Consider the following 25,401-nt stretch of genomic DNA (forward strand, 5'->3'; position numbering starts at 1 on the left):
CCTTCTCGGCGATTAACGATTAACAAAGTACTACTGGTAGTTGCAGACTCTATTAGCTAATGAAACATGTCTACATCAACAAACGATCAACAAAGTGCTACTGGTAGTTTCAGGTAATTGCAGACTCTATTAGCTAATGAAGCACTTCTACATCAACAAACCATCAACAAAGTGCTACTGGTAGTTTCAGGTGGTTGCAGACTCTATTAGCTAATGGAACACTTCTACATCAACAAACCATCAACAAAGTGCTACTGATAGTTTTCAGGTAGTTGCAGACTCTATTAGCTAATAAAAATCTTCTACCTCAACAAAAACAAAACCATCAACTAAATACTTCATCAGCTCCAAGAAGGAATGTAACGCCTGTTTCGTACGCCAGCATCAGCATCGTGAGGTTTTATTAAACCCGAATCTATAGTCAGTGCAATGATTCTTGATGCCAAAGCCTTATTCTGGTTTTCAATGCCAAATCGCTCACGAACAGAAGCATTATTCATAGGCTTTCGTTCAACCCATTTCAGACAGCAATGCAGATAGCAAGCACGAACACGGTCTTCTTTACCCATATCATTTAATGGCTTATATGCAAAAAGAATGGAGCGCGTATGCTCATCCGTCACTTCAAATAACGGGGCAGGTAATTGATGACGCTCGGTTTGAAAAACGACTTTATCAATGCCGCTGCCCCGTTCTTCACACACTCCAACGCGTCGCATCATTGACGCTACTGATTCGTTGCGAGACTTGGGCGGACTATCTAAAAAGCGATTAGGAGCGACGAGGGGTATGCCAGGATTGGTTATTTCTAAACGATCAGAAAAAATCTCTACCATCGGCCCTGTTCCCCTGGCGAAAAAATCTTGATGAATAAGCGCATTAGCAACCAGCTCACGGACCGCTAGCTCAGGATACATGGGCGACTCTTTTCTAAAAGCTTTAATCACTTCGTTTCGAGGCAATAAATCATTTATGAAACCTACAATTCTTTCAAAGCCGCAAGCATAGCCCTTTTTTTCCTCATGTTCACGAATAGTCTCAACGCGGTTGTTACCTTTGTAAACAATGACACGGACTGTCTTTCTTTTCAGTTTCTTAAAATCTGCCAACTGGTTAGCAAACAGAATTGCGGCTAAATTAGTAATATTCCAACCACCCGCATCACAAGGCGCAATTAAATCATCGTCTTTCAATCGGCTAATAATGCTCTGGCGATTTTCTGGCAACGCCAGTCCAAGTAAATCAAAATAAGCCGGATAATCCAGTATCTTTAGAACGTCTTCATCCGTAACACGCTCCAATGCCATTATTTCTTCAAAAGGGATTTCATCGAATATGCGCCAAAGAGCACGTTCTTTATCAGGGTAGTCTTTCAATTGCTTTTTATAGGAACCCACGCGAATAAATTCTTTTCCTTGAAATTGAACCGGATTATGTGCCGCTCTTGCAATTTCCAGAATAACCACTTGTTTTTCATCAATATCCAACGAATAGAAATGAAAGTGTAGTTTGGGACTAAGAAGCCTTAACAGCCAACTTTCAAGCTCTTCATTGCCTTTTTTCTCAGCAGAAAGACTAAAATTGGTTCCGACTATCGCATGCGTTGCATCATCAACGCCCCATACCAAATAAGCGTTAGCCTTGCCGGATAAAGCAGCGGAATTACTTAAAGCAGAAATATATTCGCCAATTTGCTCTGGATCTGTATTGTTCTGTTTAAATTCAACACACTCGGTTTCATTAGGTAATGCAATAAATTCACGCAGTAGACCGTTTAAGTATTCAAACGTTCTGTTAATTGAGCTATTCATAAATCCGTTCTTCCTAAAAAGGCCGAAGCTAAAATGGGTTATTTACAATTATATGGCAGATAAATAGGGTATAGGGGCCAATAAATCCCATATTAGGTAAGCCTCATAAGGGCTTGCTATATAATTGAAACTAAACCTCGGTAAGTTTAGCGACCTTCTTGTCGAGCATCGCACGGATCCACAATGCAATCCCCGAACAGAACGGGCAATCAGGGCCGTACGATGTACTGAGGCACGAAGCGCACCGCTCGCGATGGAATGATTGATATTGATGCGCTTCACTGCGTTCAGCACATCCCACACTCCAGCATTAAAACACGAAGTTTTACTTTAGCTTTTCCTTCGTGTTCTTCGTGCCTTCGTGGTGAATAAAAACCTTAAAAACTACCCCTTAAGCAGCAAAGTCCCAACCCCCTGATCGGTAAACAGCTCCAGCAGCACCGCATGATCGACACGTCCGTCAATGATATGCACGCTGGTAACCCCGCCTTTGATCGCATCGGTGGCGCAACGGGTTTTAGGGATCATGCCACCGGAAATGGTGCCGTCGCTAATAAGCTCCTCGGTCTTTTTGATCGACAATCCGGTCAACAGCGCGCCCTGCTTGTCCAGTATGCCCGGTATATTGGTCAGTAAAATCAGTTTCTCGGCTTTCAATTGCTCGGCGATTTTTCCGGCGACCAGATCGGCATTAATGTTGTAGGAATGTCCATCTTCGCCAACCCCGATCGGTGCGATAACCGGAATAAAATCACTGGCTCCGAGCATATCGAGAACCGCCGGATCTATGCTGCTTACTTCGCCGACATGGCCTAGATCGATAATCTCCGGGGCAAGCTTGTCACGGGGGGTAAGATGCAGCTTTTTGGCACGGATGAAATTGCCGTCCTTGCCGGTCAAGCCGACCGCTTTGCCGCCATGCATATTGATTAAATTGACAATTTCTTTGTTGACCAACCCGCCCAGCACCATCTCAACCACGTCCATGGTTTCGCTGTCGGTGATGCGCATACCGTCGACAAAGCCGGTGGTTTTGCCGAGTTTTTCCAGCAACTGGCCGATTTGCGGCCCGCCGCCGTGAACCACGATCGGGTTTAAGCCGACCAGTTTCATCAGCACGATGTCCCGTGCGAAGCTGTGTTTGAGTTCTTCATCAACCATGGCGTTGCCGCCGAATTTAACCACGATGGTTTTGCCTTTAAAACGCTGGATATAGGGCAGAGCCTCAATCAGCACATCGGCGATCTGGTGAGCTGTTCTTTTTTGCATCATGTTGTGGTCTTTCCGTTACTTAAAAAAAGATTATCACCACGAAGACACGAAGAGCACGAAGAAATAAAACTTCGTGCTCTTCGTGTCTTCGTGGTGAATAAAAAATTGTTAATCACCTGAAGTTATGCTGGATTCTACAACCGGTGAATAATCCTGCCGGCCTGTAAGGTATGGGTTACCCGTCCTTTCAGGGTTTGCCCCCAGAACGGCGTGTTGACGCCCTGGCTTTTCCAGTTTTCCGAATTCACCTGCCACTCGCGTTCCGGGTCGAAAATACACACGTCGGCCGAAAAGCCCGGCGTTAACGCGCCGCTATTTAAGCGCAGCACCCGCGCCGGATTAGCGCTTAAGCAGGCGATGCCCTGTTCCAGCGTGATGGCGTGTTGCGTGACCAGTTTGAGCATTAACGGCAACAGGGTTTCCAGCGATGACATGCCCGGCTCGGTCTCCGGGAACGCACCCAGTTTGGCATCCAGGTCATGCGGCTGATGATCGGAACAGATGCTGTTCAGGGTGCTTCCGGCCAGGCCTTTTCTTAAATACTGTTTATCCGCCTCGGTACGTAATGGCGGCAATACATGATAGGCGCTGTCAAAAGGCGTCATGTCGTTTTCGGTCAGGTGCAGCTGATGAATGGCGACATCGGCGCTGACCTTCAAGCCGTATTTTTTGGCTTGGTGGATTTTAATCACCGAGCGCTTGCAGCTTAACTGGCCGAAATGCACGCGGCAACCGGTCAGCTCGGCCAATTCCAGACATTGCGCCAGGGCGATGGTTTCGGCGGCTTCCGGCGTGCTGGGCAAGCCGTAGCGGGTGGCGACTGCGCCTTCATGCGCGCAACCGTTATTACTCAGCCAAAAATCATTGGGTCGAAACATCAGCAATAAATCATGGCTGGCCGCATATTCCATGGCCCGTCTTAATATCAACAGGTTTTTCACCGGCTGATTGGCATTACCGACGGCAATGCAGCCCGCCTGTTTAAGCGACAACATGGAACTCAGTTCCGCGCCGTCCAGTTTTTGGGTGAGCCCGCCGACTGCATAGATTTGCGGATAATCGGCTTTTTCCGCCAGCTCCTTGATCAGCTCGACAACGGCAGGCGTATCGATGACCGGTACGGTATCCGGTTGCAGGCACAGGGTGGTGATACCGGCTGCGGCTGCGGCAAGCACTTCGCTTTTAAAGGTCGCTTTGCGGCTGTGGCCCATGTCCCGCAGGCGGGTGCTTAAATCGATAAAACCGGGGCAAACGATTTGATTCTCGGCATCGATGACGGTATCCGGCTTGAAACCAACAGGTTCGTCAGTCACGGAAACAATCTTGCCGTCTGCGATATAAACGGAACCGATGCGATCTATGTTGTTTGCAGGGTCGATGATTCTCCCCTGATCTATGCGTAACATCATGCTGTCACTCCCTGCTTTTGCATCGCCATCGCCATGACCGCCATGCGCACGGCGATGCCGTTGCTGACTTGCTTGAGTATCACCGACTGCGGGCCGTCTGCGACTTTGGAATCGATTTCCACGCCACGGTTGATAGGGCCGGGATGCATGACGATGGCATCGGGTTTGGCGATTTTCAGTTTCTCTTCGGTGAGTCCGAAGCATTTGAAGTATTCGCTTTCGCTGGGCAATAATGCTGAAGTCATGCGTTCTTTCTGCAAGCGCAACATCATCACCACATCAATATCTTTCAGCCCTTCGGTCAAATTATGCGACACAGTCACGCCTAGACTTTCCACATGCGCAGGCAGCAAGGTTTTGGGCGCAATCACCCTGACTTCGGCCGCGCCCAAGGTATTTAAGGCCTGAATCTCCGAGCGCGCCACCCTGGAATGCAATATATCGCCGATAATGGCCACCCTGAGGCTGGAAAAATCCGGCTTGATCTGGCGTATGGTAAACATGTCCAGCATCGCCTGGGTCGGATGGGCGTGCTGTCCGTCTCCAGCGTTGATGACGCTGATATGCGGTGCGGTCTGTTGGGCGATAAAGTGCGCCGCGCCGCTGAGCGCATGACGCACCACAAACATGTCGACAAACATGGACTCCAGGTTGCGTATGGTGTCGAGCAGGCTTTCGCCTTTTGAGGTTGCCGAGGTCGCGATATTCATGTTGATTACGTCGGCGGACAGGCGCGTGGCGGCCAGTTCGAAGGTCGTGCGGGTGCGGGTGCTGTTTTCAAAAAACAGGTTGACGATGGTTTTGCCGCGCAACAGGGGCACTTTTTTAACCTGGTGCTCGGACATACCGGCGAACGACTCGGCGGTATCGAGAATTTCCGTCAATAAGCTCTTGCTCAGGCCTTCAATGGTCAGGAAGTGTTTAAGTTTGCCTTCCGCATTTAATTGCAGGTTATCAGTCATTGCTTATGCCACCGCTTCAATAGTTTCCAGGTGAACGGCCAAAGGTTCCGGCCCGGTCAGCTTGATCCGCTGATCGGCATTTAAGGTGATCCTTGCGCCGACGCAATCAGGGTTAAGCGGGATTTGCCTGCCGTCGCGTTCTATCAACACCGCCAAAACGATCTGGTTCGGCCTGCCGTAATCGAAAATTTCATTCATTGCCGCACGGATGGTTCTGCCGGTATAAAAAACATCATCGATTAGGATAATATCGCGGCCTTCAATGTGCGGCGGCAACTGGCTGGGCTTTACATTGGGATTGACGCCGATTTGCGAAAAGTCGTCCCGGTAAAATGAAATATCCAGCAGCCCCAACGGTTCGCTGATATTTAAACGCCGGTGCATTTGCTCGGCAATCCACACGCCGCCGGTACGGATGCCTATCATCAACGGATTAACCAGCTGCCGCTCGTCGATAATGCGTTTTAGCTCGGCTTCCAGGTTATCTAATAATTCGGAGATTTTTAACACTTAATGGTCCTTTTTTGTAACTACTCAGCGTTACCAAATCAAATGGAACGCAGATGACGCGGATGAATATGATGAACACAGATAATTATAAATATTCAGAAATTACTGAAGCCGGCGTTTAAGCATAAAGCTTTTTCAAACCAGAAAAATCTTATTGGATCATAATTATCAGCGTCATCAGCGTTCTCGGCAACTGCTCCTGCGTTGCTCTACCTCCTGCATCCATGCAATCGTATTTTTCTAACTACCCTATATGGGCATGCTCATTCAGCCAGGTTTGCAAGATAAGCTGGGCGGCGAGTTGGTCTTGCACTTCCCAAAGCTTGCTTGCGCTGACGCTGACTTCATCAAACAACAGTTGTTTGGCTTCGAATGTCGACAGGGTCTCATCCTGCTGAAAAACCGGTAGTTGATAACGCCCTTCCAGCTGTCTGCAAAATTTTAGCATGCGGGGTGTTACCGGGTTGTCCGAACCGTCGGCCTGCTTCGAGATGCCGACCACCAGACCGGCCGGGCGCCATTCCTGTATCAGCTTGCCGATTATTTCCCAATTGGGGTTTTGATTAATCGAACGAATGGTTTGCAGCGGACTTGCGGTAGCGGTGGTGGTTTGACCGACGGCGGTGCCTATCTTTTTAGTGCCGAAATCAAAACCTAAATAGGTATCGGCGTTAGTTTTGGCTAGTAAAGGGTCTTGCATGGTTTATATCGCCAGAGATGGTGTGCATGCCGCAAACCTGACGGGAGCAGGTGCGGTGTCTGGTTTGCGTTCAAACGAATCTAGCCTGAAATCAGCCATGTCCTGCCGGAGCGGTCAACTGATTAATATCAATGCCGATTTGGTCGGCTGCTGCGCTCCAGCGCAAGTTGACCGGCGTATCAAACAGAACCTGCTTGCCGGAAGGCGTGTTAAGCCATGAATTATCCATGATTTCTTTTTCCAATTGCCCTGCGCTCCAACCGGCATAGCCCAAAGCGATCAGATACTGCTCCGGGCCTTCGCCTGCGGCAATGGCTTCAAGCACGTCTCGGGACGTCGTCAGGGAAATAGTCTCTGAAACCGCCATGGTCGCATGCCAGTCTCCTCCTGAAGTATGCACCACGAAGCCGCGTTCCTGTTGCACCGGGCCGCCTGCAAAAACGGGCGTTTCAGCCGCAGCGGGCGCCGTGACTTTTATATCCATCTGTTTGAAAATCTCACCCAACTTCATGTCGGTCGGCCGGTTGATGACAATGCCTAAGGCACCGTCCTTATTGTGCTGACACAAGTAGGCAACCGTATGAAAGAAATTGGGATCCGCCAGATTGGGCATGGCGATAATAAACTGGTCGGTTAAGTAAGTAGCTTGGTTCATGGATATTAGTATCAAAGTTTATGATAACTTAAGCAAATGTTTATAGCGTGGTCATGCCTGATTCATCCGAAATCTTCTAAATCCTGGCAATTACCAACCCCGTAGGCCGGAATAAGCCTGTTTTCGCTTCCGCTTGGGTGGTCTTATTCCGACCTACGTTACTGCATTATCGCGAGGTCATGCCCGATTCATCAGAAAACTTCCAAACCCGGGTAATCACCAGAACATCCAGTTCTTTCTGCAGCTCTACGGGTAATGGCGCAAAGGGCGCACTCATCCGGACAATTTTTTTAGCCGCCTCATCCAATGCCGGATTTCCCGAAGATTGGTTGATGCGTATGCTGTAGATACTGCCGTCTGCTTTAATTCCGACATCCATGGTCAAAGTGCCGGAAAAGTTTTTCTTGGCCGCCACTTCCGGGTAGTTAAGATTGCCGGTACGCTCCACTTTGTCTTCCCAATCTTTCATGTATTGGGCGGCGACGTATTTATGGGCGCTGACCGAGTCAACAAATTTTATCTTGGTTTGCTCGGCAGTTTGCTGGTTGAGCCTGATTTCGGTGCCCAATTGCGCAATTTGTTGCTGTAGCATTTCCGCCGTCAATTGCGGGTGTTTTTCAGTATGCTGGCCGGTATCCGGTTTGCTTGCGGTCACGATCTTTTTTTCCGCCTTTTTCTGGGTGATCAGCTTTTTCGCCGCTTTGGGCTCGCTGTGTTCGGGCTCGCTCTTTTTTACCTGCTTGGCCGGGTTATTGCCTTGGCTGGGCAGTTGTTGCGGAGGCGGCTCCGGCTTCTTGCTTTGTTCGCCCGCTCCAAGCTGATTTTCCTGAGCCAATAATTGCGCTTTTTCAGGGGCTTTTTGGGTCGGCATATTGACTAAGGTAATATCAATAGACCGGCTGACTTGCTCCGGTTGCGGCGCGGTGAAATTTATCCCCAGCCCGATCACAACATGAATGACGGCCGCTAAAAATAAGGCGACCAATAACGAATCGTTATTAGACAGCGGCGCAGGCGGATCAAACATTACCTGATTTTCTCTCATTGCAGGGTCGTTTCAATATGATCCATTAATTGACCGCAAATATTCAAGCCAAACTGGCGATCCAATTCCTGAACGCACGTAGGGCTGGTGACATTAATTTCGGTGAGCGTATCGCCAATCACATCAATGCCGACAAAAACCAGGCCTTTGTCCCGTAATGTAGGTCCGACCTGCTCGGCAATCCAGCGATCCCGATCGGTTAATGGTCGGCCTTCGGCTCGTCCGCCCGCCGCCAGATTGCCCCGGGTTTCGCCTTGGGCGGGGATACGCGCCAGGGCATAGGGTATGACTTCGCCGTTAACCAGCAAGATACGCTTATCGCCGTCGACAATTTGCGGCAGATACTTTTGCGCCATCACGTAGCGGCTGTTGTACTGGGTCATGGTTTCCAGAATCACGCTGAGATTGGGATCGCCCTGGCGCAGATGAAAAATAGAGGTGCCGCCCATGCCGTCCAGCGGTTTTAAAATGATTTCGCCCTGCTCCAGCAAAAAGCTCCTGATTCTGGCAGGCTCCCTGGCAACCAGAGTTTCCGCGCAGCACTGCGGAAACCATGCGGTAAAAAGCTTTTCGTTGGCATCCCGCAAAGACTGCGGTTTGTTGATCACATAAACGCCCATGCTTTCCGCACGTTCCAGCAAGTAGGTTGCGTAAATATATTCCTGGTCGAAAGGCGGATCCTTGCGCATCATGATCACATCCAGCTCGTCCAGAGGAATGTCCTGCTCCGCCGTAAACTCGTGCCATTTTTTTTCATCCCGCTGAACTTTAATCGTCCGCGTTCTGGCATACGCTCTGCCGTTTCGGAGGAACAAGTCGTTCAACTCCATGTAATGCAGCTCCCAGCCTCGGGATTGCGCTTCGAGTAACATGGCAAAACTGGTATCTTTCTTGATGTTGATATGGTCGATGGAATCCATGACCATGCCGAGCTTAATGGGCATTATTTTTTCCTGATAAGTACTTTAGGCGAAAGGCAAAAGATTCAAGGCGAAAGGCCGCTTCTTTTGCCTTTTGCCCTTCACCTTTCGTCTTATTTTATAGATTGTTATTTACCTTGAAAAGATTTTTTGGTATAAAGCTCGGCTAACTTTTGAATTTAGGCACGCATTAGGGGTTAATCATGTCCAGAGTATGTCAAGTAACAGGCAAACGCCCAGTTACAGGTAACAACGTTTCACACGCTAACAACAGAACTAAAAGACGCTTTTGTCCGAATCTGCAACACCACAGATTCTGGGTAGAGAGCGAAAACCGCTGGGTTCGCCTCAGAATTTCCACCAAAGGCATGCGTATCATCGACAAGAAAGGTATTGATGCCGTTCTTGCGGATTTGCGTAAAGCCGGCGACATTTCTTAAGAGGATAAAAAAATGCGCGATAAAATTAAACTGATTTCGACCGAAGGAACCGGACACTTTTATACAACAACAAAAAACAAACGGACTATGCCCGAAAAAATGGAGATCAAAAAATTTGATCCTGTTGTTCGTAAACACGTTATTTACAAAGAAGCAAAAATCAAATAATTATTTGGCTTTAAAAACTTCTTTTCGGTTTGCGTTCCTGAAGCGCCTGCTTTTGGCGCTCTCGGCAACTGCCCCATAGGCACAAACCCAGCATATCGTAACCCGGCATCTGCAATCTGACTGCCGGGCTACCCTGCCGCTTTCATGCCCTGAGGGCAACCCGACCTAACCTCCTTTTAGCTTATCCAGTACCTGGGTTAGCTTCTCCATCTGCTTGTGCAATATTCGACATTGCTTTTCGGCATGTTGTTTGTCAAATTCCAGTTTTATGCACTTATCATTGAGCTGTTGGTTGACACTTTTGAGCGCTTCATTTTCAAGCTTAAGGGCGCTTACCTGATCTTCCAAGATATTGGCGGACTGCTTCCTGCCATCACTTTCAACGTGACCTTCACCGGAAAGAAGCGCTTCATTTTCCGACTCAGTCGTAATATTCGGCTTTATCTCTGGGGACGGTGCGTATGCCGCAAGACTTTCCATCCCACCGCTCAAAATCATCGCGTCAATTTTATGCCTGAGCAATAAAAATGCAGCAGCTTCACTGACCTTACCATCCTGACAAACGACAACGACAGGCCTTTCATGGCTTATTGCCTTAAGCTGCATCCTTAAGGAGAAAAAAGGCGCACTAATACTGCCATCAAGATGCTGGTGTTCATAATCATCCTGCGAACGGACATCCAGCAAAACCGCGCCCTGTTTTATCGCTTCCTGCATGCCCTCATAATCGACAAACTTTAAAGAAGGCTCTTTAATTAAGGATATAAATTGCTTTTTGTCCAAGCGCAATAAAACAATATCCGTCAACGCCGTAATAGTCACGTTTCTGGGCGCGCCGGAAAGCAATGAATCTTCGCCAAACGTATCGCCGTTTGCCAGCTGAGCCAATTTAATTTCTTTTGCGTTGGGTGACGGCTTACGCGTTAACAGGCATTGCCCATTTTTAATCAGGTAATAATAATCCCCTATGCCGCCTTGTTCGAGTATGGTTTCGCCCGATTTAAAATGAACGACTTCCAAACTCATTAAGATTTTTTGTAAATTAGCGGGGGGAAGACGTTGAAAAATAGGCGATCTCAATAACGCTGTCATCCAGTCGTCTGGATCGCCCTCAGTCTCGTCAATGACCATGTAACTGTTGTCCTCTTTATAAGCAAGGGAGAGTGGATTATTAACAATATCAGCATTCAGCCGCAAAAAACGCACTCTTCCGTTCGCGACTGCATCAATTTTTCTTGGGATCTGGTGCGCCAACGCAAACTTGGCGGAATCACTGCCGGCGGCAATGACTTCAACAACCAGTCCAACCGCCTGAAGAGTAACCTCACCACTTATCAGATAAACAAGCTGGGGGGATACATCGCCTTTTTTAAACAAAAAACCGTCTTGTATTTCTTCGACCGTCATTTCAGCGCATAGCGCATTAAACCGAGCGCCCGGCAATGTTGCGAGCGGAATTAGTTTACGAATAATCAGCCCATCTTCAGAATTGACATCTACGGTCATTTAAATATTTTAAGCAAGATAACGGTTAAATGACAGTGCTGATTGTTTAAAAAAATCTACTTTAACATACCTTGTATTAAACATTTTTACTCATATATTATAGATTGTGCATGTTTCACAAACACCGGAAAACCATGATGAATACTAAATCAGTAAAACAGTTGTTCTTTATAACTTTATTACCCGTGTACTTTTGCATCGCCCCAATTGCACAAGCGGGTTTGCCGCCCTATGCCGACGGACAGGCATTGCCGTCTCTGGCCCCCATGCTTGAGCGCAGCATGCCGGCGGTGGTCAATATTTCAACCTCGACCAATATTCTGGTCAGTGAAAATCCACTGATGCAGGACCCGGTTTTCCGCCAGTTTTTTAATGTTCCCAACCAACAGCAGCAGCGGCAACAGCAAAAAAACAGCTTGGGCTCCGGCGTCATTATCGACAGCCATCAAGGACTGGTCCTGACCAACAACCATGTGATTGATAAGGCGGACAAAATTACGGTGACATTGAATGACGGCCGCCAGCTTTCAGCTAAATTAATCGGCACCGACCCTGAAGCGGATGTCGCTATCATCCAGATTGCTGCCGAGAACCTAACCATGCTGCCGATTGCCGATTCCAGCCAACTGAGAGTCGGCGACTTTGTTGTCGCTATCGGCAACCCGTTCGGCTTGGGGCAGACCGTAACCTCCGGCATAGTCAGCGCCTTGGGGCGTTCCGGCCTGGGTATAGAGGGCTATGAAGATTTTATCCAGACCGACGCCTCGATCAACCCCGGCAATTCAGGCGGAGCGCTGGTGAATCTGCGCGGGGAACTGGTTGGCATGAACACCGCAATCCTCGCTCCCAACGGGGGTAACGTCGGTATCGGCTTTGCGATTCCGGCCAACATGATCATGACCATCAAGGAGTCGCTGGTCAAGCACGGCGAAGTTCGGCGCGGCTTGCTGGGCGTAACCACACAGGACCTGACGCCCGAGCTGGTCAATGCGTTTAATTTAAAAAACAAACAGGGAGCCGCGATCAGCCGGATAGAAAGTAACTCACCCGCAGCAAAAGCAGGACTTGAGCCGGGCGACATTATTGTTGCGGCGAATGGCCGACCCATTAAAAGCAGCCATGACATACGCAATATCGTCGGCCTGATGCAAATTGGCGATAAAGTTGAGCTGGAATACTTCCGCGACAACGAAAAGAAAGAGGTTACCGCAACGATCGGCAAGCAGGAAATGCCGCAACTGGCGGGAGAAAAGCTGCATCGTACCTTGCAAGGTACGCTGTTAAGCACGCCGCTAAAAAACCAGATCGAAGGCGTTTTGATGGAAAAAATCGACACGGCGTCTAATGCCTGGCGTGCAGGCTTGCGTCCCGGCGACGTCATCGTGTCGGCAAATCGCTATCGCGTCCGCAATCTTGAGGAGTTACAACAAGTGGTTGATCCGAATGGCGCTTTGCTGATTAACATCCAGCGAGGACAGGAAGGATTCTTTGTTGTGTTAAAGTAATCAGATGAAAGGCGAAGGGCAAAAGGCGAAAGAGGCATACTTTCGAACCTTACGCCTTCGCCTTTAGCCCTTCGCCCTTCGCCTTTAAAAAACATGACTACAGATAGAAACTTCATCCCCCTTAACATTGCGATACTGGTCGTTTCCGACAGCCGCACCGATGCCGACGACGTATCCGGCAAAACCCTGGCGGAACGCGCAACCGAAGCAGGTCATCAGGTTATCGAAAAGAAAATAGTGCCTGACGACATTTATCAAATCAGGGCGGCTGTTTCAAACTGGATTGCCGCAGATGATGTTAATGTCGTGATCAGCACCGGCGGTACCGGCGTCACCGGCCGGGACGGCACGCCTGAGGCGGTTGCACCGTTGCTGGACAAGCTGCTGGACGGTTTCGGCGAAATCTTCAGGATGCTGTCCTATCAGGACATTAAAACCTCAACCATTCAGTCCCGAGCGATTGCCGGAGTCGCCAATGCGACCTATATCTTCTGCCTGCCCGGCTCATCGGGAGCCTGTCGCACCGCTTGGGATGCGCTGATCAAGGAACAATTGGATCACCGCACCCGCCCCTGTAATCTGGTACAGCTGATGCCCAGACTGATGGAAAAATGATGAAGTCGATCTTTTTATCGCTCGGCGCGTTAAGCGCATTAATCGGCGTCGGCATGGGCGCATTCGGCGCTCACGGCTTAAAAACCATCATCAGTCCGGAGATGTTGACCGTCTACCAGACCGGCGTGACCTATCAAATGTACCACGCGCTGGGCCTGATCGGCGTTGCCCTGATCCACCGGCAAGCGCCCGACTCCAAATTATTACACTGGGCAGGATGGCTGATGTTCGCGGGCATATTGCTGTTTTCCGGCAGCTTGTACGCTCTGGCACTACTCAATCATACCTGGCTAGGCATGATCACCCCCTTCGGCGGCGTTTGCTTTTTGGCAGCCTGGCTGTTAATCGCGCTGTTCGCCACCCCAAACATCAGATCTTCCGATCACAACAGCAGGTATAAATAATGCGCGACCCTAATCCACAAACCATCTATCTAAAAGACTACACCGTCCCCGAATACCTGATTCACAGCGTCGCCTTGAATTTTACCCTGGATGACGAAAACACCCTGGTTAGCTCGCGACTCACCCTGAGCCGCAATCCGGCCAGCCAGTCTCGCGACACATCGCTGACCTTATCAGGCGAAAACCTGAAACTGATGCGCATTAATCTGGACGACGGCAATGACTTAAGCAAAGATCAATACCTGCAAACCCAGGACTCGCTAATCATTAATGCTGTTCCGCAACAACAACGCTTTGTGCTGAGCATCGAAAACGCGATTAACCCGAAAGCCAACACCGCCCTGGAAGGTCTGTATCTCTCCAACGGCATGCTCTGCACCCAGTGCGAGGCGGAAGGCTTCAGGAAAATCACCTATTTTCTGGATCGCCCCGATGTGATGACGCTATTCACCACAACCTTGGTCGGCGACAAAGACCGTTATCCGGTTTTATTATCCAACGGCAACAAAATCGCTCAGGGCGAATTATCGGATAATCGCCACTGGGTAACTTGGGAAGACCCGTTCAACAAGCCGTGCTATTTGTTTGCGCTGGTTGCCGGACAACTCGAATGCATCGCAGACCGCTTTACCACGCAATCCGGCCGCGACATCGATTTGCAAATCTTTGTCGAAAAACACGACATCGATAAATGCGACCATGCCATGGAATCGCTGAAAAACGCCATGCACTGGGATGAACAGGTCTATGGCCGCGAATACGATCTGGATTTATACATGATCGTCGCCGTCAGCCACTTCAACATGGGTGCGATGGAAAACAAAGGGCTTAACGTATTCAACACCAAATTCGTGCTGGCACGACCCGATACCGCGACTGACTTTGATTATGAACATATCGAAGCCGTCATCGGCCATGAATATTTCCATAACTGGACCGGCAACCGCATCACCTGCCGGGACTGGTTCCAGCTCAGCCTGAAAGAGGGCTTTACGGTATTCCGCGACCAGGAATTTACCGGCGACCGCACCTCCAAGGCCGTCAAACGCATCGAAGATGTCAACATGCTGCGCACCCGTCAGTTTGCCGAAGACGCAGGACCGTTGGCGCATCCGATACGCCCTGACGCCTATATTGAAATCAACAATTTTTACACCTTGACCGTGTATGAAAAAGGCGCGGAAGTGGTGCGCATGATCCGTACGCTGGTCGGCGCGGAAGGCTTTCGCAAAGGCAGCGATTTGTATTTTGAGCGTCATGACGGACAGGCAGTGACTTGCGATGATTTCGTCAGCGCCATGGAAGCCGCCAACGACATCGATTTGACCCAATTCCGCCGTTGGTATGCCCAGGCCGGAACGCCGCTATTAACGGCCCGGCAGCACTATGATCCATCCGCACAAACCCTGACCTTAACCATCAGCCAAAGCTGCCCGCCGACGCCTGGACAAGCGGTCAAAGAACCGCTGCACATTCCGGTCACTGTGGGTTTGCTTAATAAAGACGGCTCCGTCGCGCCTTGCAAGCTGCAAGACGGCGATCAAGCCTGCGATGAAGTCATACTGCAACTCACCCAGTCCGAACAAGCCTTTATCTTTGAAGGTTTAGCCGAACAGCCGGTGGTTTCTATCTTAAGAGGCTTTTCAGCGCCGGTTAAACTGGTGATGGAACGCAGTCTGGAAGAGTCGGCGTTCTTGTTAAGCTACGACAGCGACACCTTTAATCGCTGGGAAGCCGGGCAGCAATTGGCCGGGCAGATTATTATGGGACTGATTGCCGACCTGCAAAACGGCAGGGGCATGCACGTCAATCCCATTATGATTAATGCCTTTAAGCAAGTGCTGGAACAACCGTGGGACGACTTGTCGTATTTTTCTTTGCTGTTAAACCTGCCTTCGGAAACCTATCTGGCCGAACAAATGCAGGTTGTCGATGTAGAAGCCATCCATGCCGCCCGCGAATTTGTCACGCTGGCTTTGGCCGAGCAGCTGCAAACACAGCTCCAGGCTTTATACCTGAATAATCATCGGGATGAGTCCGGAAAATTCGACGCCGGCGCAATCGGTCGCAGACGCATCAAAAACACTTGCTTAAGTTATCTAAGCAAGCTGGAAAACAAAGACATTCATCATTTGTCCCAGCAGCAATTCAACACCGCCAAGAACATGACCGACCAAATGGCGGCGCTGACGGTCATTGTCAATAACCCGCATCCCGCCAAACAGCAGTGTTTGGACAGCTTTTACCGCCAATGGCAAGCGGAAGCGCTGGTTATAGACAAATGGTTTACGCTGCAAGCCTCCAACAGCATGCCCGACACCTTTGCGACCGTGCAGGCGTTAATGCAGCATCCTGCGTTCGATCTAAAAAATCCAAACCGGGTCAGGTCATTGATCGGCGCATTCAGCCAATCTAACCCGCTGCATTTTCACGCGTCCAACGGACAAGGTTATCAATTTCTCACCGACCAGATTATCGCGCTGAACACCTTGAATCCGCAGATTGCCTCGCGCATGGTCGGCGCATTAACGGCGTGGCGCAGATATGACGAAGGCAGGCAAGCGCTGATGAAAGCGCAACTGGAACGGATTATAACCACCGAAGCGATTTCCAAAGATGTTTACGAAGTCGCAAGTAAAAGCTTGATCTACAAAGCCGATTGAAAACACGATGAACAGTCATGCAAAAAATGTGTTGATTACCGGCGCCTCTAAACGGATAGGCGCAGCCTGTGCGCGGCTACTGCATAGCGAGGGCTGTAATATTTTTCTGCATTACCGGTCTTCGGCAGCGGAAGCGCAGCAGCTTTGCGATGAATTGAATCAACAGCGCCCCGGTTCGGCAAAAATCATGCAGGCCGATTTGCTGAACATGGCCGAGCTGGAGGCTGTTGCCAGGGAAGCTTGTCTGGCTTGGGGCGGTATCGATGTACTGGTCAACAATGCCTCCTCCTTTTATCCGACGGCTATATCCGATGTGACCGAACGACAATGGGATGAATTATTGGGAGGTAATTTAAAAGCGCCGTTTTTCCTGGCGAAAGCCCTGGCGAAAACCTTGGCCGACAATAAGGGCTGCATCGTCAATATTATCGACATCCATGCCGAACGGGGCTTAAGCGGTTATCCCGTGTACAGTATTTCAAAAGCCGGACTGGCCGCCATGACCAAGGTTTTAGCCAAAGAGCTGGGACCGGCTGTCAGAGTCAATGGCGTGGCTCCGGGAGCGATACTCTGGCCTGATAACGATCTATCCGAACAGGCCAAACTGGAAATACTGCAACGGGTGGCTTTAAAGCGTAGCGGTGAACCGCTTGATATTGCCAAAGCCGTACTTTTTTTGATTAAGGATGCCGGTTACATCACCGGCCAGATACTGACCGTCGATGGCGGACGCACCCTATTTTGTTGAAGCCCAAGACGGTGTGACGCGCTTTTGCCTGAGATCGCTCCTGTCGAATTGTTCCCAAAGCTCGGCGTAGCTGATGTGACTGACAGGATGTTGCAAACTCGGGGCAATTTCGGCCAAAGGCTCAAGCACAAAGGCGTAATGTTCAATTTCATCCCTTGGTATTTGCAAGCGGCCATCATTGACAATCAGGTCGCCGTATAGAATCAGGTCCAGATCGAGGGTGCGCGCAGCAAATTTCCGGCTGTCGCGCGTGCGGCCATTATCCAGCTCAATTTGCCTAAGTTGCTTGGCAACCGCTTTCACTTCCAAATCGGAATCGAAACCGACCACAAGATTGTAGAAAACATCGCCTGTAAAGCCGACCGGTTCTGATTCATAAATACTTGAAACCGTCAGTTCGCCAAAAGTTTGTTCAAGCGCCCGCAGGCTGGCTGGGATATGTTCATCCTTGTTTATGTTGCTACCGATGCTGATGTAGCCTCTGGTCACGATGTTCTTTCTCCACGCTCAATGATAATGCCGACATCACTGGCGCCGCGGATCGCGCCTTTTTTATTCAGGGTTATTTTCACCCAAGGCACATTAAATTCGTTACGGATAATGTCGGCTATTTCTGAAATTAATTTTTCAACCAGCAAAAACTGGCTGGCCTCAACAAAAGAAATAATGCGGTGAGAAACGGTTTTGTAATCAAGCGTGTATTGAATATCATCGGTTTCAGCGGCTTTTTGAATATCGAAAGCCATCTCAATATCAAGAATGACGGTTTGCTTGGTCACTCTTTCCCAGTCATAAATACCGATGATAGTTTCAATTTCCAACCCGCCTAAAAATATGATGTCCATTGTGTTTTCCGGTTATGATGCGTGTTTTTTTAAAAGCGGTAAGTATCAGGGAAACGCCCTTTGCTTACAAGTTCTGATGATGAAAAGGTTACTCAATGGTTGAATGGTTGTTTGTTCCGGCTGCCTATCTGATAGGTTCAATTTCCAGTGCAATTATTATTTGCCGCCTGATGGGATTGCCCGATCCTCGCGAACAGGGTTCGGGCAATCCCGGTGCGACCAATGTAATGCGTATTGGCGGAAAAAAAGCGGCGGCGATTACCCTGCTGGGCGATTCGCTGAAAGGGTTAATTCCGGTCTATGCCGCGAATGTGCTGGGACTGCCTGCTGAGTTAGTTGCTGCGACCGGTTTGGCGGCGTTTATAGGCCACCTTTATCCGATATTCTTCAGCTTTAAGGGCGGTAAGGGGGTTGCAACATCGGTCGGCGTGTTGCTCGGGTTTTTCTGGGCGCTTGGTCTTGCGTTCATGGCAACCTGGTACCTGGTTTATAAGCTGGGCAAGATTTCATCCTTGTCCGCGTTAGTCGCATCGACCCTGTCGCCAGTTTTTGCCTGGTTCATAGTCGGAGACGAAGCTATCGTTGCTGCGTCCGCAGTGATGACGGTTTTTTTGCTATGGCGGCATAAGAGTAATATTCAGCGGCTGCTGGCTGGGGAAGAGTCGAGTAAGGCTAAAGGCTAAACAAACTAACGACAACTAATCCTTCTGGATCTTGGTTAATATTCCACCTTATAGGGCATACTGCCCGTTCCTTTAGGATCCAATGGTACACAGCGCCCTATGAAGATCAAAATCACCAATTCGGAAGAGTTCAGTAGGCTACTGGAAGTACTTACAAACGAAACGGTCACTGCATGCATTCATTTTAGATTGTATTCTGATCTTGAAGCTGCTCGACCCACCTACGCCGTTGAGTTCAACGAGTCGTGGACATTTTGGTGGCTTACCTTTCAGTCACACTTGGATACTACGCTGTTTCGGCTTTGCAAAATATACGAACCGCACCCCGAATCCCTAAATCTGCCAAACCTCCTAAACATAATCAAAGAGAATGCTAAGTTTTTTGATGAAGGTAACTTTCGCGAGCGCCTCAAGGGAAATCCATTCGTAGACTCATTAGCCTCTAGTTTAAAAAAGCCAGATCTAATTCAGTTGCAGAAAGATATAGCGTTTGTGAATATGAAATCCAATCCGCTCGTAAATACTTTGGTAATGTGGCGACACAAGTTCTTTGCGCATAGAAGTGCAGGATATGTTGTGGCAAATAAGAGTCTTGCGGATCAATACCCGTTTAATATGATACAGGTCGATCAGTTGCTGAAGGAAGCTATAAGAATATTAAATAGATACAGCATTCTCTTTCAAGCTTCTTCGTATTCAACACAGATTATTGGCCATGATGATTACCGCCATGTTCTCAAATCGATCAGGAGTGCTCTCTTAAGACATGAAGAGGAAATTGCCCATGAACTGGAGCATCTGAAAAGCAAGGATTCCTAACAATGCGCTTTATGGCTCGACGCAATGAATCCATGCGTCCCTTAACGTAAAGCTGTAAGGCGGATTATTGTAGGGTGGATTCGCCTACAAGCAATCCGCCCAATTACGACAGATTGTCATCGGCGTTGTGCGTTGATTGGCGGTTTGCTGGCGCGAAACCGCCCTACGAACTACGAACTTTCGCCTGATTTAATCCAACTCACTAATCGGCCAGCGAGGCCGTGCATAAATCTCCAGCCCTTGCTGCTGACCCGCCATTAAACGCTGACAACCCGCATAAGCGATCATTGCGCCATTATCGGTACAAAATTCGAGTCGTGGAAAATAAAGCTGGGCGTTTTCCTTGGCAACCATTTGGGTCAAGCTTGCGCGAATTTGCTTGTTGGCACTGACGCCTCCGGCAATAACCAGTCTTTTCAGGCCGGTCTGTTGCAAGGCCCGTTTGCATTTGATACTCAGCGTCTCCGCAACCGCCTGCTGGAATGCGGCGGCGACGTCGGCTTTATCCTGATCGGTTTTGCCGGAGGCGTTGATGGTATTCATGGTGAATGTTTTTAAGCCGCTAAAGCTAAAGTCCAATCCGGGCCGGTCGGTCATCGGACGAGGAAATTTAATCTGCGCTATACCCTGTTCTGCCAATGCGGACAGTTTCGGCCCTCCGGGGTATCCCAAGCCCAGCATTTTCGCGGTTTTATCAAAAGCTTCACCGGCGGCATCATCAAGAGATTCACCTAATAATTGATAGCGACCGATACCTTCAACCTGTACCAGCAGGGTATGTCCCCCGGAAATCAGCAATGCAACAAAAGGAAATTCTGGCGGGTTTTCTTCCAGCATCGGCGCCAACAGGTGCCCTTCCATGTGATGAACGGCAATCGCCGGAACTTGCCAGGCCCAAGCCAGGCTTCTGGCCGTTGCCGCGCCAACCAATAACGCCCCCATCAGGCCGGGCCCTGCCGTATAAGCAATGCCGTTAATATCGCTGCCGGGCAGCTGACTTTCCTGCAAGCATTGCTTGATCAACGGCACTAATTTCCTAATGTGGTCGCGTGATGCCAGCTCGGGAACAACGCCGCCATATTCGCTATGCATTGCAATCTGGCTGTATAAAATATGGCTACACAGGCCTTGTTCAGAGTGATAAATCGCGACGCCGGTTTCGTCACAAGATGTTTCTATGCCTAAAACGTACATTGAGTTTTTGAAATTTATAAAAGTAAAGGTATAATTAAGGGTTCTGTTTGTTCAGTGGATGTAACAATCCTAACTTTTTAAATATTAACATATTCGGGTCATTATAATGCCGTCAGTAAAAATCAAAGAAAACGAACCTTTTGATATTGCGATTCGCCGTTTTAAACGCGCTTGTGAAAAAGCAGGTGTATTGGCAGAAGTGCGTCGTCGCGAATTTTATGAAAAACCAACTGCAGAACGCAAACGCAAAGGCGCTGCTGCTGTTAAGCGTCACTTGAAAAAATTAGCGCGCGAACGTTATGCGTTGAAAAACTTACGTCGCGGACGTCCTGCACTGTAAAAGCAAGGTTAATACGATGGATTTGTTAACAGATCGTATCAAGGAAGATATGAAAGCCGCCATGAAAGGCGGCAATAAAGCACGACTGGGTGTGATTCGTTTGATTTTGGCCGCCATTAAGCAGGTCGAGGTCGACGAGCGCATTGTGTTGGATAATGAGCGGGTTATTTTGGTTCTCGACAAGATGCTCAAGCAGCGCCGCGAATCTATCAGACAGTTTGCGGACGCCGGTCGACATGACTTGGTCGCCATTGAAGAGGCTGAAATTCCGGTGATTCAGGATTTCCTGCCTCAAGCCCTGACCGAAACCGAAATTGATTCAATGGTTAAAGACGCTGTTGCGGAATCCGGCGCAGAATCGGTTAAAGATATGGGCAAGGTCATGGCTTTGCTTAAAACAAAAATGCAAGGGCGCGCCGATATGTCGGCCGTAAGTATTAAAATAAAGGCTACACTAGCTGGATAGTTTTTTTACTGGTTTTCCCTGGCAATTGTTTTCGCATTGCCCTATCTCCTGCATTCGTGCAGTCGTCGGAGCACTGCGTGTCCGGTAGAATCCCTCGCGAATTTATTGATGAGCTGTTAGTGCGGGTTGATATTGTCGATTTAATCGATTCGCACGTCCCTCTAAAAAAAACGGGTAACAACTTTGTCGCCCGCTGTCCTTTTCATGCCGAAAAAACCCCCAGCTTTTCCGTAAACCGAAAAAAACAATTCTTTCATTGCTTTGGCTGCGGCGCCAGCGGTAACGCCATTAGCTTCCTGATGGATTTTAGTCACCTTGATTTTGTCGAGGCGATTGAAGATCTGGCAGGATTTGTCGGGGTCGACGTTCCCCGGGAGTCAACCGAATATCAGCCCAAGCAAAAGAAGGACGACCTAAACAGCCTGTATGCACTGATGGAACAGGCAGCCGCCTTTTATGCCGAACAACTGCGAACTAGCGACGAAGGGAAAAAGGCGGTTGAGTATTTAAAAAACAGGGGTGTCAGCGGCGATTGTGCCGGCGATTTCATGCTGGGCTACGCGCCTGACGAATGGAAAGCCTTGGCGAGCCGCTTTGACCAGAAATTACTACTCGACGCCGGATTGTTGGTCAGCAAAGAGAGCGGCCAGCCCTACGACCGCTTTCGCGGCCGAATCATGTTTCCCATCCGGGACAAACGCGCCCGCATTATAGGCTTTGGAGGAAGAGTTCTCGACGATTCTTTACCCAAATACTTGAATTCTCCGGAAACGTCCCTATTTCACAAAGGCAAAGAAGTTTACGGCTTATATGAACTTCTTGAAAAGAATCCCAAACCTCAAAGGATTTTGATCGTTGAAGGTTATATGGATGTTATCGCATTGGCTCAGTTTGGCATTCATTATGCGGTTGCAGCCCTGGGAACGGCAGCATCGCAAGCGCACCTTGATTTATTATTCCGGTTCTCCTCGGAACTGGTGTTTTGTTTTGATGGCGACAAGGCGGGACGGGAAGCAGCATGGAGAGCTATGGAATCGGCTTTTTCCAGCCTAAAAGATGGCCGGCAGATTCGCATCATGCTGTTACCGCAAAATCATGATCCTGATTCGCTGGTGCGAGAGGAAGGGCTTGATGGATTTATTGGTCGCATGCAGACCGCCGAAACCCTGTCGGAGTATTTTTTCGGACATTTCTCGAACGAGCTGAATCTATCCGAAATGGAAGGGCGAGCACAACTGGTAAACAAAGCCAAACCGTATCTGGAGAAATTGCCGGAAAGCATTTTTAAAGAGATGATGTTTGCACGACTAAAAGAATTATCCGGCTGGGCCAATCTGGATGTTTTGGAGAATGCAACTACACTTGTTGCTAAACAAGGCTCGAAACAAGATCGGAAGATAGCCAGAAATCGCCCTCAGGATGGCGGCAGGTTATCGTCGGCGCGGGTTGCAATCGCCTTGCTGGTTCAGAATCCCAGACTGGCGGAACTGATTGAGCAGCGAGAGATTGACTGGAGCGGACTGGAATTTTCAGGCGCAGCCCTGTTTAAAAATATCCTGCAAATGATTGCAGACAAAAATCCGGCAAATGCAGCCGTTTTAATGGAGTGTTATCGAGATACCGCCGAAGAAAAACCAATAAAAGCATTAGCTTTATTGGATTCACAGGTTGCAGATGACAAGATAGAGGCGGTATTTTGCGATTCTCTGGACAGATTATTAACTCAAGCCAGAGAGACTGCTTTAACCGGATTACTGAATAAAGGCAAGACAGAAGGACTGGATGCACAGGAGAAAGAGCTGCTGCGGAAAATGCTGACAGCCAAAATTTTGGTGCCAAATAATAGGAATTCGTAGTATAATTCTCGGTTCGGCGAAGTCAGGTCGAGCAGAGTCTTCAGTGAGTAAATGATGAATCAAGAACAACAGCAGTCCCAACTTAAACAATTGATAGCCAAAGGCAAAGTACAGGGTTACCTGACTTATGCTGAGGTTAACGATCACTTGCCCAGCGATATTGTTGATCCTGAGCAAATTGAAGATATTATTGGCATGATCAATGATATGGGGATTCAGGTTTACGAAGTTGCGCCCGATGAAGACTCCCTTATTACTGACTCAGCGGCTGTTACTACGGACGATGAAGATGCGGAAGAAGTCGCGGCTTTAGCTTCTGTTGATAGCGAGTTCGGCAGAACCACGGATCCAGTACGCATGTACATGCGGGAAATGGGTTCGGTGGAATTACTGACTCGCGCAGACGAATTGAAAATTGCCAAACGCATCGAAGAAGGACAACAGCAACTGGTTAAAGCCATTGCTCGCTCCTGTATCGTCGTCGAAGATTTCTTGCAATCATTTGACAATATTTCCGGCGAAGAAGGCGGCATCCGCCTTACAGATTTAATCTCCGGCTTTGTCGATTTAAGCGAGCCCGAGGACTTTGTCACCGCCCTGCCCGTGAGCGAGGATGTCGAAGAGACTCCGGCAGAAGAAGAGCCGAAAGGGCTAAATTACGAAGAAGTCAAAGAGAAAGTTGAAGCGCTCAGGAAGCAGTTGAAAACGGCTGCCGCAGCCATCAAAAAGCACGGCTATTCGAATGACAAAACGGACAAAGAGTTTGAGGCATTAGCTGATTTGTTCATGGAGTTTAAATGGACTCCACAATATTTAAAGAAATTAACGGCTATTATTCCTAATGGCGTTACCGCTGTGCGTGAACAGGAAAAGCTCATTATGGATATTTGCATCAATTATGCAAAGATGCCACGCAAAGAGTTTATTGCCTCTTTCCCTGAGCACGAGACCAGTTCCGAATGGTTTGATCAGTATTTGAATGCAGGAAGCAAGTATTCGGAAACATTGAAAGAGCGCGAAAAAGAAGTCAGGAAAGCCCAAAAAATATTGGCCGATATAGAAGCCGAGTATGGCCTGACCATTAGCGGGCTAAAAGACATTAATCGGCGCATGTCTATCGGCGAAGCCAAGGCAAGACGCGCGAAAAAAGAAATGATCGAGGCCAATTTAAGGCTGGTCATTTCAATCGCTAAAAAATATACTAATCGCGGTTTACAATTTCTGGATTTGATCCAGGAAGGCAATATCGGCTTAATGAAAGCAGTCGATAAATTTGAATATCGCCGCGGCTACAAGTTTTCAACCTATGCGACATGGTGGATCAGACAGGCCATCACCCGGTCCATTGCGGATCAGGCCAGAACTATTCGCATACCGGTGCATATGATCGAAACGATCAATAAATTGAACCGAATTTCCAGGCAGATACTCCAGGAATTGGGACGGGAAGCAACACCGGAAGAACTGGCGGAACGCATGGAAATGCCGGAAGATAAAGTTCGCAAGGTATTGAAAATAGCCAAAGAACCTATTTCAATGGAAACACCTATCGGTGACGATGAAGATTCTCATTTGGGAGATTTCATAGAAGATGCTAAAGTATTGTCCCCGGTTGAAGCTGCAACGATTGCCGGTTTGCGTGAGTCAACACAAAACGTATTGGCGGGATTAACAGCGAGAGAGGCAAAAGTTCTGCGCATGCGCTTTGGTATCAACATGAATACCGACCATACGCTGGAAGAAGTGGGCAAGCAGTTCGATGTGACGCGTGAAAGAATCCGTCAAATTGAAGCCAAAGCATTGAGAAAACTTAGACATCCTTCAAGATCAGAGCAGTTAAGATGCTTTCTGGATGGCGAGTAAAT

Annotated in this window: 26 protein-coding genes; 13 read left to right on the plus strand and 13 right to left on the minus strand. The window is 48.7% G+C overall.

Translation table 11 applies throughout. The annotated features are described in order from the left end of the window. Window positions 1–341: 341 nt before the first annotated feature. The 9 genes from METTU_RS07640 to gshB form a co-directional block, all read right to left on the minus strand. Window positions 342–1,811 carry an ATP-binding protein gene (locus METTU_RS07640; RefSeq protein WP_006890737.1) on the minus strand — a complete coding sequence of 490 codons (1,470 nt, stop codon included), beginning with the start codon at window positions 1,809–1,811 and terminating at the stop codon, window positions 342–344. Between the two features lie 384 nt (window positions 1,812–2,195). Beyond that, window positions 2,196–3,083 (minus strand): acetylglutamate kinase, encoded by an 888-nt coding sequence (argB, locus tag METTU_RS07645; protein ID WP_006890738.1) that lies wholly within the window; start codon window positions 3,081–3,083, stop codon window positions 2,196–2,198. Between the two features lie 134 nt (window positions 3,084–3,217). Then, window positions 3,218–4,492 (minus strand): dihydroorotase, encoded by a 1,275-nt coding sequence (locus tag METTU_RS07650; protein ID WP_006890739.1) that lies wholly within the window; start codon window positions 4,490–4,492, stop codon window positions 3,218–3,220. Next, window positions 4,489–5,454, minus strand: coding sequence for an aspartate carbamoyltransferase catalytic subunit (locus METTU_RS07655; RefSeq protein WP_006890740.1), 966 nt, complete (start codon window positions 5,452–5,454; stop codon window positions 4,489–4,491). The genes METTU_RS07650 and METTU_RS07655 overlap by 4 nt, the downstream gene beginning before the upstream one ends. A 3-nt stretch (window positions 5,455–5,457) precedes the next feature. Beyond that, a complete protein-coding gene (gene pyrR, locus METTU_RS07660) occupies window positions 5,458–5,964 on the minus strand; it encodes a bifunctional pyr operon transcriptional regulator/uracil phosphoribosyltransferase PyrR (protein WP_006890741.1) in 507 nt (168 codons plus the stop codon). A gap of 244 nt (window positions 5,965–6,208) precedes the next feature. Next, window positions 6,209–6,664, minus strand: coding sequence for a Holliday junction resolvase RuvX (gene ruvX, locus METTU_RS07665; protein ID WP_006890742.1), 456 nt, complete (start codon window positions 6,662–6,664; stop codon window positions 6,209–6,211). A 91-nt stretch (window positions 6,665–6,755) separates the two neighbouring features. After that, window positions 6,756–7,319, minus strand: a complete 564-nt coding sequence (locus tag METTU_RS07670; protein WP_006890743.1) for a YqgE/AlgH family protein — start codon at window positions 7,317–7,319, stop codon at window positions 6,756–6,758. Window positions 7,320–7,485: 166 nt separating this feature from the next. Next, window positions 7,486–8,364 carry an energy transducer TonB gene (locus tag METTU_RS07675; protein ID WP_006890744.1) on the minus strand — a complete coding sequence of 293 codons (879 nt, stop codon included), beginning with the start codon at window positions 8,362–8,364 and terminating at the stop codon, window positions 7,486–7,488. Next, the gene (gene gshB / locus METTU_RS07680; RefSeq protein ID WP_006890745.1) at window positions 8,361–9,308 is read right to left on the minus strand and encodes a glutathione synthase; all 948 of its coding nucleotides are present in this window, start codon (window positions 9,306–9,308) and stop codon (window positions 8,361–8,363) included. Before gshB ends, METTU_RS07675 begins: the two co-directional genes overlap by 4 nt. Before the next feature lie 179 nt (window positions 9,309–9,487). On the opposite strand from gshB, the gene rpmB reads away from it, so the two are divergent. Together rpmB and rpmG are read left to right on the plus strand one after the other, a co-directional pair. Further along, window positions 9,488–9,724, plus strand: coding sequence for a 50S ribosomal protein L28 (rpmB, locus tag METTU_RS22305; RefSeq protein WP_006890746.1), 237 nt, complete (start codon window positions 9,488–9,490; stop codon window positions 9,722–9,724). A 12-nt stretch (window positions 9,725–9,736) separates the two neighbouring features. Beyond that, entirely contained in the window at window positions 9,737–9,892 is a 156-nt protein-coding gene (gene rpmG / locus METTU_RS07685; protein ID WP_006890747.1) for a 50S ribosomal protein L33, read from the plus strand. A 165-nt stretch (window positions 9,893–10,057) separates the two neighbouring features. On the opposite strand, the gene METTU_RS07690 is transcribed toward rpmG, so the two are convergent. Further along, window positions 10,058–11,398: a cyclic nucleotide-binding domain-containing protein gene (locus tag METTU_RS07690; RefSeq protein ID WP_006890748.1), complete on the minus strand. Its 1,341-nt coding sequence runs from the start codon at window positions 11,396–11,398 to the stop codon at window positions 10,058–10,060. Between the two features lie 137 nt (window positions 11,399–11,535). On the opposite strand from METTU_RS07690, the gene METTU_RS07695 reads away from it, so the two are divergent. From METTU_RS07695 to METTU_RS07715, 5 genes are all read left to right on the plus strand, one after another. Continuing rightward, a complete protein-coding gene (locus METTU_RS07695; RefSeq protein ID WP_040579700.1) occupies window positions 11,536–12,903 on the plus strand; it encodes a DegQ family serine endoprotease in 1,368 nt (455 codons plus the stop codon). Between the two features lie 93 nt (window positions 12,904–12,996). Continuing rightward, window positions 12,997–13,518, plus strand: coding sequence for a molybdenum cofactor biosynthesis protein B (gene moaB, locus METTU_RS07700; protein WP_006890750.1), 522 nt, complete (start codon window positions 12,997–12,999; stop codon window positions 13,516–13,518). Continuing rightward, window positions 13,518–13,922, plus strand: a complete 405-nt coding sequence (locus tag METTU_RS07705) for a DUF423 domain-containing protein (protein ID WP_006890751.1) — start codon at window positions 13,518–13,520, stop codon at window positions 13,920–13,922. The genes moaB and METTU_RS07705 overlap by 1 nt, the downstream gene beginning before the upstream one ends. Continuing rightward, window positions 13,922–16,585 carry an aminopeptidase N gene (gene pepN, locus METTU_RS07710; RefSeq protein ID WP_006890752.1) on the plus strand — a complete coding sequence of 888 codons (2,664 nt, stop codon included), beginning with the start codon at window positions 13,922–13,924 and terminating at the stop codon, window positions 16,583–16,585. The genes METTU_RS07705 and pepN overlap by 1 nt, the downstream gene beginning before the upstream one ends. Window positions 16,586–16,592: 7 nt before the next feature. After that, window positions 16,593–17,333 carry a pteridine reductase gene (locus METTU_RS07715; protein WP_006890753.1) on the plus strand — a complete coding sequence of 247 codons (741 nt, stop codon included), beginning with the start codon at window positions 16,593–16,595 and terminating at the stop codon, window positions 17,331–17,333. Here the strand turns inward: METTU_RS07715 and folK are convergent. Further along, a complete protein-coding gene (gene folK, locus METTU_RS07720) occupies window positions 17,322–17,822 on the minus strand; it encodes a 2-amino-4-hydroxy-6-hydroxymethyldihydropteridine diphosphokinase (protein ID WP_006890754.1) in 501 nt (166 codons plus the stop codon). The two genes, METTU_RS07715 and folK, sit on opposite strands and share 12 nt — an antisense overlap. Further along, the gene (folB, locus tag METTU_RS07725; RefSeq protein WP_006890755.1) at window positions 17,819–18,178 is read right to left on the minus strand and encodes a dihydroneopterin aldolase; all 360 of its coding nucleotides are present in this window, start codon (window positions 18,176–18,178) and stop codon (window positions 17,819–17,821) included. Before folB ends, folK begins: the two co-directional genes overlap by 4 nt. Before the next feature lie 95 nt (window positions 18,179–18,273). On the opposite strand from folB, the gene plsY reads away from it, so the two are divergent. Both plsY and METTU_RS07735 read left to right on the plus strand, forming a co-directional pair. After that, window positions 18,274–18,861 carry a glycerol-3-phosphate 1-O-acyltransferase PlsY gene (gene plsY, locus METTU_RS07730; RefSeq protein ID WP_006890756.1) on the plus strand — a complete coding sequence of 196 codons (588 nt, stop codon included), beginning with the start codon at window positions 18,274–18,276 and terminating at the stop codon, window positions 18,859–18,861. Between the two features lie 99 nt (window positions 18,862–18,960). Next, on the plus strand, window positions 18,961–19,680 hold the full coding sequence (locus METTU_RS07735) for an AbiU2 domain-containing protein (RefSeq protein WP_006890757.1): 720 nt from the start codon (window positions 18,961–18,963) through the stop codon (window positions 19,678–19,680). Between the two features lie 189 nt (window positions 19,681–19,869). Here METTU_RS07735 and tsaD read toward each other — a convergent pair whose 3' ends face one another. Further along, window positions 19,870–20,874 carry a tRNA (adenosine(37)-N6)-threonylcarbamoyltransferase complex transferase subunit TsaD gene (gene tsaD / locus METTU_RS07740; RefSeq protein WP_006890758.1) on the minus strand — a complete coding sequence of 335 codons (1,005 nt, stop codon included), beginning with the start codon at window positions 20,872–20,874 and terminating at the stop codon, window positions 19,870–19,872. A 106-nt stretch (window positions 20,875–20,980) separates the two neighbouring features. Between tsaD and rpsU the strand changes: the two genes are divergently transcribed. The 4 genes from rpsU (at window position 20,981) to rpoD (ending at window position 25,399) form a co-directional block, all read left to right on the plus strand. Next, window positions 20,981–21,214 (plus strand): 30S ribosomal protein S21, encoded by a 234-nt coding sequence (gene rpsU, locus METTU_RS07745; RefSeq protein ID WP_006890759.1) that lies wholly within the window; start codon window positions 20,981–20,983, stop codon window positions 21,212–21,214. A gap of 16 nt (window positions 21,215–21,230) precedes the next feature. Further along, window positions 21,231–21,680, plus strand: a complete 450-nt coding sequence (locus METTU_RS07750; RefSeq protein WP_006890760.1) for a GatB/YqeY domain-containing protein — start codon at window positions 21,231–21,233, stop codon at window positions 21,678–21,680. Between the two features lie 77 nt (window positions 21,681–21,757). Beyond that, the gene (gene dnaG, locus METTU_RS07755; protein ID WP_006890761.1) at window positions 21,758–23,536 is read left to right on the plus strand and encodes a DNA primase; all 1,779 of its coding nucleotides are present in this window, start codon (window positions 21,758–21,760) and stop codon (window positions 23,534–23,536) included. Window positions 23,537–23,590: 54 nt separating this feature from the next. After that, the gene (gene rpoD, locus METTU_RS07760) at window positions 23,591–25,399 is read left to right on the plus strand and encodes an RNA polymerase sigma factor RpoD (protein ID WP_006890762.1); all 1,809 of its coding nucleotides are present in this window, start codon (window positions 23,591–23,593) and stop codon (window positions 25,397–25,399) included. Window positions 25,400–25,401 lie beyond the last annotated feature (2 nt).

The organism is Methylobacter tundripaludum SV96 (assembly GCF_000190755.2).
Classification (GTDB): domain Bacteria; phylum Pseudomonadota; class Gammaproteobacteria; order Methylococcales; family Methylomonadaceae; genus Methylobacter_A; species Methylobacter_A tundripaludum.

Excerpts from the sequence above, each read along its gene's own strand:
- METTU_RS07640 (WP_006890737.1), bottom strand. The coding sequence starts at position 1,811 with ATGAATAGCTCAATTAACAGAACGTTTGAATACTTAAACGGTCTACTG.
- argB (WP_006890738.1), bottom strand. The coding sequence starts at position 3,083 with ATGATGCAAAAAAGAACAGCTCACCAGATCGCCGATGTGCTGATTGAG.
- METTU_RS07650 (WP_006890739.1), bottom strand. The coding sequence starts at position 4,492 with ATGATGTTACGCATAGATCAGGGGAGAATCATCGACCCTGCAAACAAC.
- METTU_RS07655 (WP_006890740.1), bottom strand. The coding sequence starts at position 5,454 with ATGACTGATAACCTGCAATTAAATGCGGAAGGCAAACTTAAACACTTC.
- ruvX (WP_006890742.1), bottom strand. The coding sequence starts at position 6,664 with ATGCAAGACCCTTTACTAGCCAAAACTAACGCCGATACCTATTTAGGT.
- METTU_RS07670 (WP_006890743.1), bottom strand. The coding sequence starts at position 7,319 with ATGAACCAAGCTACTTACTTAACCGACCAGTTTATTATCGCCATGCCC.
- METTU_RS07675 (WP_006890744.1), bottom strand. The coding sequence starts at position 8,364 with ATGAGAGAAAATCAGGTAATGTTTGATCCGCCTGCGCCGCTGTCTAAT.
- gshB (WP_006890745.1), bottom strand. The coding sequence starts at position 9,308 with ATGCCCATTAAGCTCGGCATGGTCATGGATTCCATCGACCATATCAAC.
- rpmB (WP_006890746.1), top strand. The coding sequence starts at position 9,488 with ATGTCCAGAGTATGTCAAGTAACAGGCAAACGCCCAGTTACAGGTAAC.
- rpmG (WP_006890747.1), top strand. The coding sequence starts at position 9,737 with ATGCGCGATAAAATTAAACTGATTTCGACCGAAGGAACCGGACACTTT.
- METTU_RS07690 (WP_006890748.1), bottom strand. The coding sequence starts at position 11,398 with ATGACCGTAGATGTCAATTCTGAAGATGGGCTGATTATTCGTAAACTA.
- METTU_RS07695 (WP_040579700.1), top strand. The coding sequence starts at position 11,536 with ATGAATACTAAATCAGTAAAACAGTTGTTCTTTATAACTTTATTACCC.
- moaB (WP_006890750.1), top strand. The coding sequence starts at position 12,997 with ATGACTACAGATAGAAACTTCATCCCCCTTAACATTGCGATACTGGTC.
- METTU_RS07705 (WP_006890751.1), top strand. The coding sequence starts at position 13,518 with ATGAAGTCGATCTTTTTATCGCTCGGCGCGTTAAGCGCATTAATCGGC.
- pepN (WP_006890752.1), top strand. The coding sequence starts at position 13,922 with ATGCGCGACCCTAATCCACAAACCATCTATCTAAAAGACTACACCGTC.
- METTU_RS07715 (WP_006890753.1), top strand. The coding sequence starts at position 16,593 with ATGAACAGTCATGCAAAAAATGTGTTGATTACCGGCGCCTCTAAACGG.
- folB (WP_006890755.1), bottom strand. The coding sequence starts at position 18,178 with ATGGACATCATATTTTTAGGCGGGTTGGAAATTGAAACTATCATCGGT.
- plsY (WP_006890756.1), top strand. The coding sequence starts at position 18,274 with ATGGTTGAATGGTTGTTTGTTCCGGCTGCCTATCTGATAGGTTCAATT.
- METTU_RS07735 (WP_006890757.1), top strand. The coding sequence starts at position 18,961 with ATGAAGATCAAAATCACCAATTCGGAAGAGTTCAGTAGGCTACTGGAA.
- tsaD (WP_006890758.1), bottom strand. The coding sequence starts at position 20,874 with ATGTACGTTTTAGGCATAGAAACATCTTGTGACGAAACCGGCGTCGCG.
- rpsU (WP_006890759.1), top strand. The coding sequence starts at position 20,981 with ATGCCGTCAGTAAAAATCAAAGAAAACGAACCTTTTGATATTGCGATT.
- METTU_RS07750 (WP_006890760.1), top strand. The coding sequence starts at position 21,231 with ATGGATTTGTTAACAGATCGTATCAAGGAAGATATGAAAGCCGCCATG.
- rpoD (WP_006890762.1), top strand. The coding sequence starts at position 23,591 with ATGAATCAAGAACAACAGCAGTCCCAACTTAAACAATTGATAGCCAAA.